General features: G+C 55.2%; 9 protein-coding genes. All 9 read right to left on the reverse strand.

The features are described from left to right. Positions 1-63: 63 nt before the first annotated feature. Positions 64-2,025, reverse strand: a complete 1,962-nt coding sequence (locus tag HMPREF2836_RS04555) for a gluconolactonase (protein ID WP_070629582.1) — start codon at positions 2,023-2,025, stop codon at positions 64-66. A 315-nt stretch (positions 2,026-2,340) separates the two neighbouring features. After that, entirely contained in the window at positions 2,341-4,287 is a 1,947-nt protein-coding gene (locus tag HMPREF2836_RS04560) for a gluconolactonase (protein WP_070629584.1), read from the reverse strand. A 375-nt stretch (positions 4,288-4,662) separates the two neighbouring features. Beyond that, entirely contained in the window at positions 4,663-5,544 is an 882-nt protein-coding gene (locus HMPREF2836_RS04570; RefSeq protein WP_070629587.1) for an S-layer homology domain-containing protein, read from the reverse strand. Between the two features lie 452 nt (positions 5,545-5,996). Further along, on the reverse strand, positions 5,997-7,829 hold the full coding sequence (locus HMPREF2836_RS04575; protein WP_070629590.1) for an S-layer homology domain-containing protein: 1,833 nt from the start codon (positions 7,827-7,829) through the stop codon (positions 5,997-5,999). A gap of 419 nt (positions 7,830-8,248) precedes the next feature. Beyond that, the gene (locus HMPREF2836_RS09415) at positions 8,249-8,920 is read right to left on the reverse strand and encodes an S-layer homology domain-containing protein (RefSeq protein ID WP_246822821.1); all 672 of its coding nucleotides are present in this window, start codon (positions 8,918-8,920) and stop codon (positions 8,249-8,251) included. 26 nt (positions 8,921-8,946) lie between these two features. Next, complete coding sequence (locus HMPREF2836_RS09420) at positions 8,947-10,191, reverse strand: hypothetical protein (RefSeq protein WP_246822822.1); 1,245 nt, start codon at positions 10,189-10,191, stop codon at positions 8,947-8,949. A gap of 499 nt (positions 10,192-10,690) precedes the next feature. Further along, the gene (locus HMPREF2836_RS04585) at positions 10,691-14,245 is read right to left on the reverse strand and encodes an S-layer homology domain-containing protein (RefSeq protein WP_246822823.1); all 3,555 of its coding nucleotides are present in this window, start codon (positions 14,243-14,245) and stop codon (positions 10,691-10,693) included. Between the two features lie 26 nt (positions 14,246-14,271). Continuing rightward, positions 14,272-16,344, reverse strand: coding sequence for a superoxide dismutase (locus tag HMPREF2836_RS04590; protein WP_083309165.1), 2,073 nt, complete (start codon positions 16,342-16,344; stop codon positions 14,272-14,274). Between the two features lie 237 nt (positions 16,345-16,581). After that, the coding region (locus HMPREF2836_RS04595) for an S-layer homology domain-containing protein (protein WP_141752118.1) at positions 16,582-17,427 on the reverse strand (846 nt) is incomplete at its 5' end.

Consider the following 17,427-nt stretch of genomic DNA (forward strand, 5'->3'; position numbering starts at 1 on the left):
TCGGGAACACGGGGTTATTCGTGCGACTAGTGTCGACAAGCAGAGCCAGTTTAGCGGGCCAGCTTATCGAGTCTGGAAAGCAGTCAGAACAGTTTCCAGGTGGCCGCGAGTCAGCAACTGCTTAGGAAGGAAATAGTGACCACCGTACACAGTAGGCAAATTCTGGCTCGCCCACAGAATCTCACGGTAGAACGGAGCACCAGGCTTAACATCCGCATAGGGAGAATCGCCCTTCACCGCAGGAGAACCCGCCGCACGGTAAGTGAACGCCGCAACGGTAGCGTTCGAGATACCAGCGTCCGCGTGGAACTTGCCGTCCGACCAGCCGTAGCTGATGCCCTTCTCACGAACCCAAATGTACGCAGCGTAGTTCGGGTCGTCAGTCTTCACATCCGGCCAGGGCGACGTCTCAGGCAGCTTCACCTCGGGCGCGCCAGCCTGAAGGTACAGAGCCACCGCCAGCTCGCCGCGGGTAGCGCGTTCCTTGCGCTGCTCATCGGTCAGACTAGGCTTCTTATCATCAGTGTTGGACGCATCAGAACCCTTAAAATTCAGGTCCTGAGAAGCCAGCAGAGTACCGCGGCTCTCGGGTGCCTTACCCACCACGGGAGCGACAAACTCGCCGTCCTCGTAACCGTTGTTACCCCACACCTCCACGACGTACTTCTTCGCCGGATCCAGAGTGTTCGCCGGGACCTTGACGCTACCGGACAGCTCACCGTTCACGAACTCAAAGGCTCGGTCGTGGTGGTTGTACTCAATAAGGTCACTGGTTGCCAGAACCGGGGTGTTCGAACCCTTCTCACGGATTACATACTGAACACCCTTGGGGGAAGCAATCTCACCGTAGAAGCCGGTACCCGAGAAGTAAATATCCTGATCCGCGGTGGTGTCGCCCAGAGCCTTGTACTCCACCTTGGGAGCAAACTTCTCAGGGCGGTACGCCTGAGTCTGCACCGCAATACGTTGCACCACGTTCTTACCAGCCCACAGGTCCTTAACCGTCAGCTGGGAGTCGCCCTGCTTCTCAGCAACCAGGTCAACCTCGTAACGCACCTCGTAACGCGGGATACCAGGGAAGTAGTTGCGAGGCTCGTAGTAGTTCAGCAGCGCGCCCGGCTTGACGGTCAGCTGAGCATCCAGGGTGCCATCCTCGGCAATGGTGAAGTCCTTACCCTCCTCAAAACGGAGCGGCGTACCATCAGCGGGCAGAAGGCTACCATCGGGAACGCCCTGAGAAGCGGCAATATAAACTGCTACGTTGCCGTGCTTCTCACGCCATTCCTTCGTGAAACCCGAACCCTTCACGTGAACGGCGCCGCCCTCGGAGGTGTACAGCAGCTGAGCCTTGCCGTCGTACAGAACCTCGAACGTCGGGGTAGACTCCTGGGTGGCCTTAGCGCCCGGAACATCCGCAGCCTGCGAACCATCAGAACCATTGAAGTTCAGCGCCTGAGAAGCGAGCAGGGTGCCGCGGCCCTCGGGTGCCTTACCTACGACAGGGGTAATGAACTCGTCGCCCTCGTAGCCGTTGTTGCCCCACACCTCAACGGTGTACTGCTTCGCCGTATCCAGGGTGTTAGCGGGAATCTTAACGTTACCGTTGAGGAGTCCATGCTGGTACTGGGACGAATACTCGGGGTCGTTGTACTCGATAATGTCGCTGATAGCCAGGACGGGGGTGTTCGAGCCCTTCTCACGCACAACAATCTGAACACCCTTCGGGGAGTTAATATCACCCTTAAAACCCCAACCAGAGAAGTTCAGAACCTGATCGTTACCGGTATCCTTCAAAGCGTTGTAGCTCCAATGAGGAGCGAACTCATCAGAAGTAGCAACAGGATTCTCGCGGACGCGATGATCCGGCAGGGAACCAGCAACAGCCGCCGCAGGAGCATCCGCAACAACATTCTGAGCAATCGCAGGAGACATCGGCAGAACCATCGCGCCAGCCAACGCCAATGCACCGCAACCCCGTGCTGCACGGAAGAAGGACGAAGCCTTGAAATTCGGAAGAGCGGACATAATCATTCCTTATCGGTCGAACCCATCGCGCCGATGCAGTTTCTAAAAGGTGGTGAGGAATCTTCGTCGAATCTGCGCCAACCCAATGAGAAATGGTCGAATATCCCCGTCGATTCAGGGGACACTCTCACCCTAGCAAAGGGTTGAACAGATGTCAGGAACACTCAAGAGAGACTTGAAGGTTCTGAGGGTTTTCCCAGGTTGACCAGCCGCTAAGAACCCAGCATGCTGAACTTCGACAAACAGAACCCCGTGCTCCCGAACAGAAAAACCATTCGGGAACACGGGGTTATTCAGAGGGCTATCTTAGCGAACCTAGAAAGCCATCATCAGAACCTCCAGCTCACCGCGAGTCACCGTATGCTTGGGGTCAAACGTGCCGCTGGTGCTCAGTGCAACCCTGTTCTGACCAGCCCACACAATCTCACGGAAGAACGCAGAATCCGGGGTCAGATCAGTGTACGAGTGCCAGTCATGATCAAGGGTAGGGGAACCCGCTGCACGGTAGGTGAATGCCGCAACCGTAGCGTTCGAGATGCTTGCCTCCGCGTGGAACTTACCGTCAGACCAGCCGAAAGTAATACCCTTCTGGCGAGCCCACACATAGGCGGCATAGTTCGGGTCGGTGGTCTTCACATCCGGCCAGGGGGAGACTACCGGGAGGTTCACCTTGGGGCTACCAGCCTGAGCGTACAGAGCCGCCGTCAGCTCGCCGCGGGTAGCGCGTTCCTTACGCTGCTCATCAGTCAGGCTGGGCTGCTTACCCTCATCAGCGTCAGACCCCTTGAAGTTCAGGTCCTGAGAAGCCAACAGCTCACTGCGACCCTCAGGTGCCTTGCCCACCACAGGGCCGGCATTCTCGCCGTTCTTGTAGCCGTTGTTAGTCCAAACCTCCACCACGTACTTTTTCGCCGGATCCAGAGTATTCGCCGGAACCTTCACGACGCCGCGTACCTTGCCGTTCTTGAACTCAGAAATATGGCTAGGGTGGTTATATTCAAAAATGTCGCTCGTCCCCAGAACCGGGGTGTTTGAGCCCTTCTCACGAATCACATACTGAACACCCCTGGAGAAGTTAAACTGGCCGTAGAAGCCGGTACCCAAGAAGTAAATGTTCTGATCAGCGGTAGTATCACCCAGAGCCTTGTACTCCACCTTGGGAGCAAACGGGCTGGGTCGGAACGCCTGAGTGTACAGCGCACTATGAAACAGCACGTTCTTGCCAGCCCGCAGATCATCAAGGGTCAGCGGGGGCTGACCCTGTTTCTCGGTAAACATGCCAATCTCATAATTCACCTCATAACGCTTCTCGTAACTCGGAGCACCGGGGAAGGGGACGCGAGGCTCGTAGTAGTTCTGCAGCTCACCGGGCTTGACCCTCAACTGAGCATTCAGGGTGCCGTTTTCAGCAATGGTGAAATCCTTACCCTCCTCAAAACGGAGCAACACATCCTTAGCGGGTAGGAAATCACCGTCGTCAGGAACACCCCGAGAAGTAGCAATATAAAACACTACTTTGCCGTGCTTATCACGCCACTCCTTGGTGTAGCCCCAACCCTTCACATGGATGGTGCCGCCCTCAGCGGTGTACAGATACGAATCCTCGCCGTCGTACCGGTACCTGAACGTAACCTTCTGCGGGGTCTTACCCGGAATATCCGCAGCTGTCGTGCCGTCAGAGCCTTCGAAATCCAGCTCCTGGGTAGCAAGCAGGGTACCGCGGCCCTCGGGTGCCTGACCCACGACGGGGGTAATAAACTCGTCGCCCTCGTAGCCGTTGTTACCCCACACCTCGATAACATAATCTTTTTCTTTATCCAAGGTGTTTGCCGGAATCTTCGCCGTACCGTGGATGTAGCCGCTCTGGTAAGCGAAAGCCAGATTCTCGTGGTTATATTCAACGATGTCGCTAACCATCAGAACCGGGGAGTTCAAACCTACCTCTCGCACAACAACCTGAACACCCTTCGGGGAGTTAAAATCACCCTCAAACCCCCAACCCCAGAAGTCCAGAACCTGATCCTTATCAGTATTCTTCAACGCGTTGTAGCTCAAGTGAGGATAGAACTCATCAGAAGTATCAGTGGGATTCTCACGGACGCGATCACCCGGCAGAGAACCAGCCGCTGCAGGAATATCTGCAGTAGCATTCTGGGCAAGCGCCGGAGTCACCGGCAGAATAATCGCACCCGCCAGCGCCAGTGCACTGCAGCTGCGAGTTGCATACAGGAGTGAAGACTTAGAGTTCGGAAGAGCGGACATAAACATTCCTTATCGGTCATGTCCATTGCGCCGATGCAGGTTCTAAATAGGAATGAGAAATATCCGTCGAATCTGCGCCAACCCAATGAGAAGTGGTTGAGTGTCCCCATCGGTTCAGGAAACACTCTCACCCTAACAAACCTTCAAGTAGAAATTGGTACGTTACTCAAGAAAAACTTGAACCTTCCGAAATATTTCATTGCGTGCATGATGCCGCGCACGGATAGCACCAAACCCAAGTAGCTCCAACCCCAGACAGCCCCGCGCACAGTCCTCAAAACACGAGAGGCCCCGCACTCCCAACAAGGAGCACAGGGCCGCCAAACACACTAACCAAACGCTAAAGCAAAGCGCCAAAAATACGAAGTGTAAAAACTAGGAAGTGCGGAAATATAGGTACATCATCATCGCAATACGACCACGAGAGGTCTGAGTCGTCGGCTCAAAAGCATTACCCTCAGACACCGTCGACACGCCATGGCGAGACGCCCACACAATCTGACGGTAGAACGGAGTCGCAGACGAAACATCGCTAAACGGGGAAGTACCCGACATCTGAATCTTCTGCGCACCATCAGCACGGTACAGAAGCGCCGCAGCGGAAGCATTCGACAGGTGCGCCTCCGCATGGAACTTACCATCAACCCAGCCGGAGGTAATACGCTCCTGACGCGCCCACAGGTACGCATCATAGTTCGGGTCAGATTCATCAACATCCGCATACGGCGAATGCTCCGGACGAGTCACCGCCGGCGAACCCGCCAGCTTATAGAACATGGTGATCAACTCGCCACGAGTCACCGGATCCTCAGCACCAAACTGGTCCTCAGAAACCGGCTCCATCGTCTGGGTGCGAACAGCCCAACGGATACCCGCATAGTACGCAGAATCCTCAGGGGCATCAGCAAAAATAGTGTTCGCATCCGGCGCGGTCACGGACGGACGCAGAATCTTCGGGCCCTGGGTCGAAGAACTCGACACCAGAGCAGAAGTAGAAGTCGCCGAAGCGGTCGCCGGCGCAGCAGTATCCGCCGAAGAAAGACGCGCCTCCGACGGATCATAAAAAGAGAAAAGAGGTGAGAACGGCAGATACAAAACACCCGCCAGCGCCACAGCGCCAACAGCCAGCTCAATACGGCGGCGCTTACGCTTCTTCGACTCAGCCTGAGAAGAAGCCTCGGGGGTGCCCTCCGGTGCCAGCAGAGGTGCAGAAGAATTATGGGCAGTATCAGTCGACTGCTTAAAATCCTGGGACATAAATCCTCAATGTGGTTGATGTGTCGGTGTGTGATGGGCTCCCTCTAGTTCTACGCACCCAGCCGGATAAGGGCGCGCACCAAGGGGGCGCAACAGTCCTAAGCATAAACCACAGCTTGAAAAATATTAATTTACACTCCACAGAACATTCTTAAAAAAGGGGAGTAGAGCACCCCAAAAATCCGCCCAATAGCGGGTACCGCATGAGGCGCGCCCCACATGCGGTACAGCCCACATTAGCGTGTTAGCCGGCAAAAATACCTCGAAAAACCGCGGAACAGCACCGGGCGACAGTCCCGCACGCGCCCCTACAGATACCTTGCAAGCACCTCATAAACGCCCTGCAGGAGACACAGAAAGCCGGGCCGGCGGGATAAAACCAACGTTTCATCGCCGCCAGCCCGGCATAATCTCTAGAACCTAGAAGCTAAACCCAGTGAACTAGCAAAACCCTAGCGGACCTTGTAGTTCATCAAGAAACCAGCCAGCTCACCACGGCTCACCAGCGCAGACGGGTGGTACTCAGAGCCCGGGAAAACCTGCAGCTTCTGCTGCTTAGCCCAAGTAATCTCACGGTAGAACGCAGAGCCGACCTTTACATCGGTGTACGGCGCCTCAGTCGCAGCAACCGACTTCTTACCATCAAAACGGTACAGGAACGCCGCAACAGTAGCGTTAGACACAGACGCATTCGCGTGGAACTTACCATCAGACCAGCCGAAAGTAATACCCTTCTGACGAGCCCAAATGTACGCAGCGTAGTTCGGGTCATCGGCCTTCACATCCGGGTACGGGCTAGTAGCCGGCAGATCAACCTTCGGGGAACCAGCCATACGGTACAGTGCAACAGTCAGCTCGCCGCGGGTCGCATCATCATTAACGCCGAACCAATCCTTCTCGCGAGAATCAATCAGCTTCTGATCAGCAGCCCACAGAACAGCCTTGTGGTTCGCGTGGGCAACCGGAACATCAGCGAAACGCTCACGAGCCTTCTTGTTCGCAGACTCACCGGTCAGGGTCAGGTAATCAGCCGCGATGCGCTCACGCTGACCATCGGCGTAGTTGATGGTTACAAAAATAGCGTAGTGGCTATCCTCATCCAGCTTGGTGCCGTCAACGTTAACGGTCGTCTCAAACGCGCCGGTCGCCACACGGTCAGCGTTCAGAGTGATGCTATCCAGAGCCTCACCGGTCGGGTTGCCGTCAGCCTCAGCAGCCGAGAACAGCACATTCACGGTAGCACCAGCGGGGACGTCGAAATCCTTACCCTTCACACGGATAGTGGTCGAAGAGCTCAGATCCACCTTGTCAGTGCTCAAAGAAACCGAAGGAGACTCCTTCTTAACGTTCTCACCGTTCACCGGAACAAACGCCTGAGTGCTCAGCGCCTGGCTGTTCGCCTCATCGTTATCTTCCGGAACGTTGAACTCGAAAGTCTGCACAACATAGGAGTTGCCGGACTTCAGGGTGCCCGCCGGGATGTCCAGAACAGTCGAGAAACGGCCGTTGGTGTAACCCATGTACTGACCAAAGAAAGCAGAGTAGGAGGTGAACTTAGCCTCCGACTGAGCCAGTGCGGGGCCGGTCGCCTTACCGGTCGCCGGATCAACCGCACGAACCGCAACAATCAGCGACTCGCTACCGTTGTACGAAATATTCTGGAAACCAGCACCGTTCACAGTGACCTTAGCGTTCTCAGAAGCATTCACCGACGAAGCGCTGTACGACAGGGTCGGGGAATCAACGGCGGGAACATCCGCAACCTTCAGTTCAGTACGAACCTCATCCGCAGGAATCCAGCCGTCTTCAGCGTCATCGCGGTAACCGAGCACAACATCGAAGGACGAGCCATTGGCCTCCAGATAGTTAGCGCCGATAGAAGCGGTCAGGTTCACGGTGCCGTCAGCCGCAAAAGCGGACGCGGGAACATCCTGAACATAGAAGGGGTAATCACGCGGGTGGTGCGGCGGGAAAGCGACGCTTTCACCCTTCGGAACAACGTACAGGCGGAACGACTTGCCTGCAACGAAGTCCTTGGAGAAACCGGAGCCGCTAACCGTCACGTTGCCGCCCTTGAGAATATCAAAAGTGCCGGAGGTAACCTGCAGACGCTGAGCACCCTGAGCCTCGCCCTGTTCAACAGCCGGGGCTGCTACCGGAGTAGCAGGTGCGGCAAACGCGGGGGAGAGAGGCAAGAGCATAGCGCCAGCCAGGGTGATGGCGCAGCTGCTCTTGGCCACATTTTTGGGTAGCGCAAAGCGCATGTGGTTGGGAAGTGAGGACATTGTTATCCAATCAGTTTTTATCGGTGTCACGCATCGAGTGTGGTGCGCATAAACACCGTAGCAAATAGTTAAGACGTGCTGGAACCTGAAAGGTCATCAGTGCGAAAAATGCCTGTGTGTTTTATCGCATGTCTTAAGGTGAAGTATAGCTTTAAAAAGTATGTGCATGACGTGGAAAATATGCCTAAATAGTGTGCTGATAAGCACAAACACTGGTCACTGTACAAAAAAGAAAGCGTAAAAAACCCACCGCATTCGAAAAATTCGCACCTATGCAACCTCTGCAGGTTGAGAATATTCACAATGCGGTGGGTAAGGCAACATAAAAGTCACCCACAATAAAAATGGCACATAAACAGAGCCATAAAGTCGCCTATTTGACGAAAGCCAACCAGAATGGCTAACACCACGGAGAGGCGCTACCTGAGACGACTGCCGCCGTGCTCCATACGGTACAGCATCGTAGCGAGTTCTGTGTGCCCAATAAACGACAGCGCATACGACTCATAGGTAGACTGTTCGCTGACATAACCCCAAATGTGCTGATCAATCGCCCACTGGGACTCCTTATGGAACGAGTAATGCCAGCCAAGAACAGTATTCCACCCGCGTTCAGAAGAACCACCCGGCAGACTACTCTTCTTTGACGCCGAAGAAACAGGACGAGGCTTCGCCGCAGGAACCTTACCCTGCGCCCTCTGATACCTATACAGGAACGCCACCGCCGAAGAATTGTAAACCCTCGCCTCCGGGTGGAAATTACCATCAATCCAACCGAACGTAATGCCCTTCTGGCGAGCCCAAATATATGCGGCGTAGTCCGGGTCGTTGGGCTGAACATCCGGATACGGGCTGGTCTCCGGAAGCTCAACCTTCGGCGAACCCGCCAACATATAGAGAGCCACCGTCAGATCACGGCGCGTCAAATTCTCAGAAGAATAGGACTCTGACTTGGGAAGCTGCTGAGCCTTGTACCACCTCTTCGCAGCCTCACCCTCCTCAAACGCGTTCACCACCAAACCAAGGTCAGTAGAAACAACCTGCTGCACAGAATCCGCGGCACCACCCTGACCGGGAAGAACCTTCTCCACCACCAGCTTATAACCGCCCTGATAATTCAGCGTCTCACCGGAATAGTGAGGGTCGCCTCCGTGTAACCGCTCTGGATACGGTCAGCCGCAATATCCTGCTCCAGCGCCTTCTGGCCGGTCAGATTGCCAGAAGCATCCGTAGCCTGCAGCGAGAAGCGGTAATGGCCCTCAGTGAGGTTCGGCAGATTCACGGCACGCACCTGCAACGTGTTCTTCTCCCAATAGGGGCTCACCTGCGGTGAATCGGAACGATATTGGTCCATCTGCTGCGGCTCAACACGCAGAACCGGGGCGGCATCCTTCACCTCGGTGTTCGAGTTGGGCGAGCGCACCGGAATAAACGGGGCAACATCCGTCAAAAGGCTACCGGGTACCTTCTCCTCATCCGGATCCGGGAAGAGGCCGCTGTAGACACCAATCATGTACGCCTTACCCGGTCGCAGAGTACCCGCAGGAATTGTCACATCCGCAGAGAAATAGTTGTTCAGAAAACTCCAACAATAGTATTCACCGCAATCCGTATAACGAACTGCATGAGTGAAAACAGGCTTGCCCACCATCTTTCCCGTGGCAGGGTCAACCTCATACAGCATCAGATATGCCGGGGCACTCCCCGGCTCAACAAGCTGCTTAGAGAGAATATGGTAGCCCTCAATCGTCAGCTGCGTATCAACCCAGGGATTATCAATCGCCGGCATGCTGTACACGTAAGTAGTACGATCCGGCTCAGGGTCCTGAGTCAGGCTGAGCGGAGTGCGGGCAGTAAGGCGGGGGTCCTCATACTCATCGGCGTTCGGCTCGCGCTCACCCGCCGGATAGTAGGTCAGCACCCCGTCAAGGGCAGGCGAAGGGCTAGCCGGGATGGTCTGCTTCTTGACCTCAAAGGTGAAGGTGAGGCTCCCGTCCGGGTTGTCGTGGACGATACCGTCATCTCGAAGATGATCGACCTTGCCGCGGTGCAGCGGATATTGGGTTGCCTCGCCGGTGCGAGACCACTCGTAATCGGTACCACGGTTCACGAGGCCGAACTGGAAGAGTTTGTACTTCTTACGGAACTCGGGGCTCAACGGGGAAGTCGTCACGGACACCGTGCCGCCCTGAGAAATATTGATAGTGCCGGTGGTGACCTTCAAATCAATCTTGTCAGCATCGCTGGCGCCAGTGGCTGCGGCACCTGTAACTGAGGCGGCGGGGACGGCAGCTACGGGGGTTGCCTGCAACGATGCGGCAGGGGAGTCAGGGCTCGCCGGATTCGCTTGAGTAGTCTCCACCTGTGCGGGTTTCGCCTGCGCCGCATCAGCATGCACAGCAGGGGTGACCGCCAGAGCCGGGGTCAAGCCCAGCAACAGGGAGAGGCTGATCGCCTTCTTGCCCTGAGTCTTTAGAGTGCGGGCATTTTGGGTAGGGGCTTTTAGGCAGGCGTCTTAGCACCCTGAGTTGTGGTCGGTCGGAAGAAAGAAGACACGGTTATCCCATCTAATGTTCTGCACTGTGCTTTTTACATAGTTGCTTTCTGCACAGTGGTTTTCTGCGAGGCGATTGAAGCGAGTGAGGGAAAACGTTGAGTGGAAGGGGAGAAATGAACGGTGAAAGGAACGAAAAGTTGAGTAGAAAAAGGGATGCACCAGGCGCCTTAGCGAAAGTGCTGGCGGGCTGAAAAGCCGGGCAATCAGCCCGAAAATTTCAGCCCGCCATCACCGCTTGTAAAGCAACACAGCATCAGGCTGCGTGGCCGCGGGAGGCGACTCTCAAATAACTACTTCAGGGTAACTACTTGAGACGACTGCCGCCGTGCGCCATACGGTACAGCATGACCGAGAACTCCGAAGAAGAAACAGTATCCGAACTGAAATCCTCAGCGTAGCGGCGATCATAATCCTTATAACCCCAGATGAACTGCTGAGTAGCCCACAACGACTCCCGCCAGAATGCAGTATCCGTACGCTCATAATCGGACCAATGCGAACGCGAAACCCGGACCGGAGAATCACCCGGCACGCTACTGTTCTTGGGCACAGACGAAGACGGCAAACTGCTCGACTCCGGCGCAGGAGCCGGCGCGATCATCCGCTGGTACCTGTACAAGAACGCCAACGTAGAACGTGCCGAAAGGTTTGCCTCCGGGTGGAACTTGCCGTCCGCCCAGCCGAACGTAATGCCCTTCTGACGAGCCCAAATGTACGCGGCGTAGTCCGGGTCGCTCGTCGCCACATCCGCATAAGGACTGGTTGCAGGCAGCTCAACATGAGGCGCACCCGCCATACGGTACAGCGCCACCGTCACATCGCGGCGACTCAAAACGGTCTTACTCTCGTCCAGAAGAGCCTGCTGCTTAACCCATTCAAGAGCCGCCTTCTGCTCCTCCGTAGTATTCGCCAAGAGATCAAGATTCTCAGAAGCCACCGGCTCGACCGCATCCGCGGTGCCATCCTTGCCAGGGATTACCTTCTCCAGAACAACCCTGTAAGACCCCTCATAATTCAGAGCGCTACCGGGAATATTCAGCTTCTCCTCCGCGGCACCATCGTGGATGCGCTCAACGGGAATAACCTGTTCCAGGGCCTTCTCACCGGTCAGCTTGCCAAAATCATCCGTTGCCTGAACCGAGAAACGGTAATAGCCCTCGGTAAGTTTCGGAAGACCCGAGACACGGGCGGTGAGAGTATTCATCTCCTGATACGGGTTGATGCGCTTATACGGAATGTACAAATCCGGACGAGCTACAGGCTGGTCAGGATTCGGCTGGTTATCGCTCGGCTGCCCCGAACGCACCGGAAGGAACTGCGCAACACTGGTCAGCAAGCTGCCGTTATAGTCCTCCTCGCCCGGGTGAGGAAGATTAGAACCGTAGATGCCAATCACATAGAGCCTGCCCGGCTTCAATGTACCCGCCGGAATTGTCATCTTCGTGCCGAAATAGTTATTGCGAAAACCCGTACAGTGATGCAAGCAGTTGCCCGTCAACGGAACAACATGGGAGAAAACAGGGTGTCCCATAATCTTTCCCGTAGCCGGGTCTGCCTCATACAGAGTGACGTACGCCTGGCTGTCGTACCCGCCTACGATGTTCGGGGGAAGAATATGGTAGCCCTCAACCGTCAGAGTCGTATCTTGCCACGGCTTATCAACCGCTGAAATGCTGTAGCGGTACGTCGGCTGCTCAGGCTCAGGGTCGCGCACCGTGGGCAAGGGAATTCGTGCCGTGCTACGAGGATCATCATACGGATAGTCGTGTGGGTCAGGCTTATCGGACGGGTAGTAGGTCAGCACCACATCGAAGAGGGTACCTTCTGGAACCATCATCCACTGCTTCGGGATATCAAGAGTGAACGTGATGCTCCCGTCAGGATTATCGTGTGCCTTACCCTCAGCACGGAGGCTGGCAACCTTGCTGCCGTACTGCGCCTCAGGAAGGGGATCACCGTAATGTGACTGAAGGTAATTCTTGCCGCGCTCCACAATGCCGAACTCATACAGCGTGTACTTTGCGCGGAACTCGGCACTCAGCGGCGCGGTGGTCACAGAGACAGTACCACCCTCAGAAATATTGAGGGTGCCCGAGGTGAGCTTCATGCCAACCGGGTTGTCAGGTTTCTTATCCTCTGCAGGGGTGGGAGGGGTCAACGGGGTAGGGGAATCCGCCAGCCGAACAGGTGCAGCAACCGTAAAATTATGGTTCTCTGAACCGTAGTAAGGATTATCTGAGAAATAGACCCTCAGCTCCGCTTCGGAACCCAAATACACGCCCTGTAGCTCTTTAATATCCTCCGCATTAATTTCAAGTTCTACGGTTTGAGTGCCGTCGGGGTTACGGACCACAATTTTGTCACGTTCATAGTAATGGTCACTATTAACGCTGAGGTTGGCAATAGTTTTTTGAGCGGTTTTACTATAAACACTAATCGATCCAATATAGTATCCCAAATCAACTTCCGGGGAAATATTAGAAATAGTGACTTTATATTTCCCCTCATGGTACGGGTCAACTGTCTGAGGAGACAATGAAACATTCGGAAGAGTATTGCGGTACGTATTGCTCTGGTAAGGCATTTTTATGGGGCTCTTGCCCACAGGAACGAAGGGGAAGGCACGCCTCATAGCAATCGGGCCTGAAGGAGAATCTCCCTGTACCGACAGATAATAACCCTTGCCTGATTTCAAAAGACCGGCAGGAATCGTAATTTTATGCTGAAAATGACCGTTAGGAATTAAGCCATGAAAAACACGCTTAAAGTACGGAGAATCTGAAGGGTCAAAAGCCCCCAGCTCCTTGAGATATTTATGGGTAACATTTGCAGCCGGGTCGTATTCAACGAGAGTAAAACTTAGCTTATTCATCCCGTCAAAACCCGAACCCGTCATATTGATTTCAATCGGTTTTCCGGAATTAATCTGCTCCTCAGAAATGGAATCCACATCATAGGTAATAGAAGGCAGAACAGAAGCCGGAAAATCATTTGTTACAGGGAGCACCGTACGAATACGGTCCTCAGTATTCCACTGATAGGGGTGTGCGTCATCTAGCGGGCGGTAGGTCAAAATAACTTCGTACTCCATGCCCGCAGGGATGTCGTTGGAGGATACTTCCAAGTCGGCGCTGAAAGTCCCGTCTGCGGCAGGCGTCGGAACGTCAAAACGCGGTCCCTGGTATGTTGGCTCTTGGTGAGGACCCACGTAGGTAGAGGAACCCTTAGGCGCAATAATGAGGCTATGTAGCTCATTGTGTGCCAAGAATTCGGGAGTGAAGCCGGTGCCCTCAACATGCACCGTGCCTCCAGCATAAATTCTTAGTGCTCCGCTAGTGACGCGCAGAGTCGGTAGCGAACTGGTCTGCTCGCCTTGAGCCGCAGGAATCTGCTGTTTGTCTGCTTGCTCCTGAACCAAAGCTGCAGCGGGGGAGGCGGGGGTCGCCTGTTTCGGGTCTGCTTGAGCGGGTGCAGCCTGTGCTGGTTGCGCCTGTTGCTCAGGTGCCGCCTGGGTCGGTGTTGCGAGTGCCGCCGGGGTGATACCGGCAAGCGGGCTCAAACCCAGCAGCAGTGACAGGCTGAGCACACGGGCGCTCGCCGGGTGGCGCGGGGCGCCTCGTGGTGTGAAGAATGAAGACATCATAATCCCATCTACAAAAAACTGTACGGTGAGTGAAGCGAGCGAGTAGATGAAGTGAGTGAAGAAGTTGAACGGATAGAGTCTGAAAAGCCAGACTAGGGGAGAAGACACCCCGTAAAGCCTGGTGCTGGGCAAAAGAACTCGCAGAAAGCAGGGAAGAAAAACCGGGGTGGCACCGGCGGGCTGAAAAGTCGAACTACGCCGAACATTCCAGCCCACCGGTCACTCCTCACCACAACCGGGCGCTACCTGAGGTGGCTGCCGCCGTGCTCCATGCGGTACAGCATCAACGCCAAGTCATAGACGGACGTTGTCTCCATGAAAAAGCGTTCGTGTTCCCAATCCCCGGTGTAGCCCCAAATGCGTTGCTGAACAGCCCACCGAGATTCACGCCAGAAAGCGCTACCCTCCTCCAAATCCAGAACCCATGGGTTAGCGCTCACCTCAGATTCATCCGACCCCGGCAGGCTACCGTTACGAGACTGCGGTGCGGCAGTCGGCAAGCCGGGAGACACCATACCGTGCGAACGCTGATACCTATACAGGAACGCCGCCGTCGAATAATTGTGCATGTTCATCTCCGGGTGGAAATTCCCATCCGCCCAACCGAACGTAATGCCCTTCTGACGAGCCCAAATATACGCGGCGTAATCCGGATCATCCGGAGCGATATCTCCATAAGGACTCGTCGCCGGAAGCTCCACCTTCGGCGAACCCGCAAGACGGTACAGCGCCACCGTCACATCGCGGCGCGTCATATCGCGTCCCTCACTCAAAGAAGAAAACTCAGGAAGAACCTGACGGCGCTTAAACCATGCCCAGGCGGCGTTGACCTCCTTATTCTTTGTAAACTGCAGCTGTAGATCCTTCGAAGTAAGCTGCTCAACCGACTCAACCGTACCGTCCTTGCCGGCAGTCACCTTTTCCAAGAAGAGCCTGTACGAGCCGTCATAATTCAGCGGCGCACCGGGGACGTTCAGCTTCTCATCCACCGTGCCGTCATGGATGCTCTCAGCAGCAATCTCCTGCACTAGCGCCTTCTGACCGGTCAGATGTCCCTGCTCATCAACATGTTGTACCGAGAAACGGTAAGAGACCCCAGGCTGCTTCTTCAAGCCGACGGCACGTACCTGAAGGATATTTTCCTCATCATAAGGGCTCACTGTTGTAGCCTTCAGAAACATCTCAGGGCTCGCCGATTCCTTATTAAGCGAACGTACCGGAATGAAATCTGCAACATCATTCAGCAACTCACCGGGGTACTTCTCATCCTCCGGACGGTCTTTACCGTAGAAACCAATCTTATAGACCTTACCCGGCTTAAGCGTGCCCCCAGGAATCGTAATAGACGTCTTAAAATGCTCATTCAGGAAATAAACGCGCTCTCCACTACGGGAAGCCGGGTACGGAATCCGAGTGGTGAATTCGGGTTCGCCTACAATCTTTCCGGTCTTCGGGTCGACTTCATAAAAGGCCAGAAGCGCCGGACCGTCCTTGCCCTCTCGACTACCGCTCGTAGTAATATGGAACCCCTCAAGCGTCAGAGTCGTATCCTTCCACGGGTCATCAATCGCGGGCACACTGAAAATGTACGTCGTCTCAGTCGGCTTAGGGTCCTGCACAACATTAATAGGTGCACGCGCCACAAAACGGAATTCGGACGGCCAAAAATCCTTCCGGTGGCCCTTCTTGTGGTACGTCAGAATGACGTCGAAAAGAGTGCCTTCTTTAGCCTCAATAATGTACGGCCCAATATTGAGGAAGAAGGTGTAGCTCCCGTCTGGGTTTTCTACCATCTGCTTCGGGTTGGGGTCACGGTCAAAGAGGTAGCCAAAGTAGGCATATCCGTCAATGCGGGCATACGCGGCTTTGAAGTACGAAGAACCGCGATCAACCAGAGAAAATTCGTAGAATTCGTAATTCTGGCGGAATTCAGCACTGAGCGGAGGCGTCGTCAGCGTTACGGTGCCGCCTTGAGAAATGTTGAGAGTCTCAGGAGAGACTTTAAACCCTTCCATTTCAGGATGGCGAGAATCATTCACTTCAGGATAGCGAGAATCATCCGCCTCCGGAAGCGAAGACGTGGATTCGTCAGCATCTTCTTGAGCTGCGGCGGGGGAAGCGGGGGTCGCCTGTGCCGGTTGTGCCTGCTGCTCAGGTGCTGCCTGGGTCGGTGTTGCGAGTGCCGCCGGGGTGATACCGGCAAGCGGGCTCAAACCCAGCAGTAGGGAAAGGCTGAGCACACGGGTGCTCGCCGGGTGGCGCGGGGTATCAGAATGGTGCGGGGCACCTCGTGGGGCGAAGAATGAAGACATCATAATCCCATCTACAAAATTTATACGGTGATTGAAGTGAGTGAGTAGATGAAGTGAGTGAAGAAGTTGAGCGGATAGAGCCTGAAAAGCCAGGCTAGGGGAGAAGAAACCCCGTAAAGCCTGGTATCAGGCAAGAGAAGTCGCCGGGGAGGGGAAACCGAGCCGGCACCGGTGGGCTGAAAAGTCGAACTACCTCGAGCATTCCAGCCCACCAGTTACCTCACTCACCACGACCGGGCGCTACTTGAGGTGGCTGCCGCCGTGCTCCATGCGGTACAGCATCAACGCAAAATCACCAGAGGAAATGGAAGAATTATCAAAGCCCTCATAAGGGTATTCCCCGTCAAAGCGGTAACCCCACATGCGGTGATCAACAGCCCACTGAGCCTCACGCCAGAAAGCGCTACCCTGACGAACCTTATGCTGCCAACCGCCAGCACTCCGAGGCGCATCCTGGTTACCCGGCAGCGACGAGTTACCGGGCAACGAGGCAGAGGTCGGTGCCTTCGGCGTGACCTGACCCATCGCCTTCTGATACCTGTACAGGAAAGCCACCGTCGACGGGGTCGAAAGGGGCGCATCCGGGTGGAACTTGCCGTCCGCCCAACCGAAGGTAATACCCTTCTGACGAGCCCAAATGAACGCGGCGTAGTCCGGGTCGCTCGTTGCCACATCCGCATACGGGCTAAAAGCAGGTAGCTCAACCTTTGGGGAACCAGCCAATCGGTACAGCGCCACCGTCACATCGCGGCGCGTCAGATTGCTATTCCAGGACATCGGCGAAGGACCAGGCAGAATCTCACGATCAGCAAACCAGCGTTCAGCAGCCTGCAACTCACCCTCACGCGTCAGCTTCAGAGGAATATCCTCGACAGCAAGCTGCTCCACCGACTCGCTGGCACCATCCTTACCGGGGGTGACCCTCTCCATAAACAGACGGTACGCACCCGAATAGCTCAGCTGCTGATCAATCGTCAGATTCAGCTCCACCCTGCCGTCCTTGATGAGGTCAGCCGGGATTGCCTGCTGGAACACCGTCTGACCGGTCAAATGACCCTGCTCATCAACATGCTGCACCGAGAGGCG

Origin of the sequence: Rothia sp. HMSC065C12 (genome assembly GCF_001812085.1) — a bacterium.
GTDB lineage: Bacteria > Actinomycetota > Actinomycetes > Actinomycetales > Micrococcaceae > Rothia > Rothia mucilaginosa.